The sequence below is a fragment of the Kitasatospora sp. NPDC047058 genome, from assembly GCF_040643935.1.
Classification (GTDB): domain Bacteria; phylum Actinomycetota; class Actinomycetes; order Streptomycetales; family Streptomycetaceae; genus Kitasatospora.
This window is the reverse complement of record NZ_JBEYVJ010000685.1, coordinates 1-2,558: the sequence shown is the minus strand read 5'-3', so window position 1 is coordinate 2,558 and position 2,558 is coordinate 1. Positions and strand designations below refer to the sequence as shown.

The window sequence follows — 2,558 nt, the reverse complement described above, 5'->3', positions numbered from 1 at the left end:
GGCCGCCGTGCTCTCCGTGCTTGCCGTGCTCGCCGTGTTCTCCGCGCTCTCCGTGCCGGTCGTGCGGTCCATCGCGGTCACCCGATCTTCAGCGGTTTGATCTCGGTGGTCTGGTCGATGTCCGAGGAGCGGACCTGCACCGACACCACCCAGTTGCCGGCCAGCGGCAGCTGCGCGGTGCCGCTCCAGCGGCCGGTGCCCTCGGCGGTCAGCGTGACCGGCAGCGGGCCGAGGTCGCGGTCCGGCAGCGTGAAGGCGAGCTGCACCTCGGGGACCTCGACCGGCTTCCCGTCCGCGCCGTCCAGCGCGAGGTGCACCTCGTTCGGCCCGCTCCGGGCCGGGTTGAGGGTGACCGTCGCGGTGCCCTTGGCGTTCGGGGTGCGGCCCTTGGTGTCGTACGGGAGCTTCAGCTCCAGGGTCTGCCCGGGCACGGTCTGCGGGGCGGGGGCGCCGGGTGCGGGCGCGGCGGTGGCGCCCTTGGCCCCGGCCCCGCCCGCGACCTCGCCCGCCACCCGGCCGGGCGGCGAGTTGGTCAGCATCGTGGTGACCACGAGGACGGCCACCGCGACCAGCGCCTCGACCAGGACCGAGCGGCGCAGCCCGGCCCGGGTCGGGGTGAGCCCGCGGTCGCGTCCGGCGTTCTTCCGGGCGGCCTGCTGGCGGGCCAGCTGGGCCTGCCGGACCGGGTCGTCGGCGCGGGCCGCGGCCGGCTCCGGCACCTCGGCCGTGACCGGCTCCGGCACCTCGGCCGGCGCGACCTCGGCGGCCTCGTCCGCGGCGGCCCGCAGCCGGGCCAGCCAGGAGCGGGAGAGCCAGGCGACGCCGAGCATCACGGCCACGCAACCGGTCTTCACCAGCAGCAGCCGCCCGTACTCGGTGCCGGTCAGCGCGCCCCAGCTGCCGAGCCCGCGCCAGGACTGGTAGATCCCGGTGGCGGTGAGCACCGCGACCGCGCCGAAGGCGACCTTGGAGAAGCGGCCGGCGACGTCCGCGCCGATCCCGCTCCGCAGGGCGGCCGGCATGACCGCCAGGCCGCCCAGCCAGAACGCCATCGCGATCAGGTGCAGCATGCCGAGCGGCAGGGCCAGCCAGACCTGGATGCCCACCGCGGCGTGGTCGGCGCCGACCCAGGTCGCCGAAAGGGCGACGGCCAGCACCAGCCCGGCCACCCCGAGGCCCAGCCGCGCCTCGCGCTGCGGCCGCTCGGCGGCGCGCTGCTCCAGCTCGCGCAGCTCCGCCTCCTCGGCGTCGTCCGCGCCCCCGTCCGCGTCCTTCGGACCGTCGCCGCCGTCGGCCGCGAGGGCCGGGCGCACCGGCTGCCCGAGCTGGCCGACCAGCAGCGACAGGAACACCCCGCTCGCGGCGAGCAGCAGCAGTCGGGCCGCCAGCGCGGTGCCGATCCGCTCGTCCAGGGTGGCCCGCACCAGCGACAGGTCGAAGGCCTGCCCGATGCCGGAGCCCCGCTCGTACGGGCCGCGCAGCATCAGCACCGCGACGGTGGACACCAGCAGCGCCACCCACCCGCTCATCAGCAGCCGCTGCACCGAGCGCCGGGTCGCCCCGGCCGGCCAGCAGATCAGGACGAACGCGGCCGCGCCGGCCAGCAGGGCGAACGCCCCGTAGGCGACGGTCCGCGCGGTGCCGTAGAGGGCGGCGACCACGTCGTCGGCCTCGGCGCCGTTCAAGGCGGTGGCCGAGACGGAGGTGTCGGAGGGCGCGCCGACCGAGAAGGTGAAGGCGCCGCCGATCGGGTGCGAGTCCTCGGAGACCGCCCGCCAGGCCACCGTGTAGGTGCCGTTGGCCAGGCCGGCGTTCAGCCCGACCCGGGCGGTGTTGTCCTTGCCGTCGGCGTGCGCGGGGTTGCCGGTGTCCACCGCCTTGCCGGCCGGGTCGAGCACCCGCACCGAGTCGCCGGAGAGCGACACCGCCTCGCTGAAGGTCAGCGTGACGGCCTGCGGCGCGGTGGCGACGACCGCGTTCTGCGCGGGGTCGGTGGACTGCAGGGTGGCGTGCGCGGCGGCCGGTCCGGCGCCGGCGAGCATCAGCGCGAGGAGCGCGCCGAGGACGCCGAACAGCCCGGCGAGCCGGCGGCGGGTGGTCTGCGCTCTCTGCGGCAACGCGGCCTTCAGCATCTCGCGGGTCCCTTACTGCTGGCCGGGGCGGTAGGTGAGCTCCTTGACCGGCACCTTCACCGAGATGGTGCCGGTCCTGGCGAAGGTCAGGTCCAGCTCGACCTCGTCACCGAGGGCGGGGGCCTTCTGCCATCCCATGATCATGAGGTGGGTGCCGCCGCGGGCGAGCTGCAACGCGCCGTGCGCGGGGACGTCCAGGCGCTCGACCTGCTCCATGGTGGAGGCGGTGGAGCGGTGCATGGTGACCGACTGCGCGCCCGGGCTGGAGACCTTCACCAGCTGGTCGTCGCCGCCGTCGTTGCGCACGGTCAGGTAGCCGGCCGCCATCCCGCCCGCCGGGGGCAGCGGGATGTAGGGGTCGGCGACGCTCAGCCGGGCCGGGCCCCCGGCGGCGGCGGCGCCGTCCTGGCCGCCCGCACCGCAGGC

2 protein-coding genes are annotated in these 2,558 nt (G+C 76.4%); both read right to left on the bottom strand.

Annotated elements, in window-relative coordinates; all coding sequences use genetic code 11:
• Window positions 1–77 precede the first annotated feature (77 nt).
• The gene (locus ABZ885_RS39295) at window positions 78–2,132 is read right to left on the bottom strand and encodes a FixH family protein (protein WP_360199710.1); all 2,055 of its coding nucleotides are present in this window, start codon (window positions 2,130–2,132) and stop codon (window positions 78–80) included.
• Window positions 2,133–2,144: 12 nt separating this feature from the next.
• A partial coding sequence (locus ABZ885_RS39290; RefSeq protein ID WP_360199708.1) for a copper chaperone PCu(A)C occupies window positions 2,145–2,558 on the bottom strand: 414 nt, incomplete at its 5' end.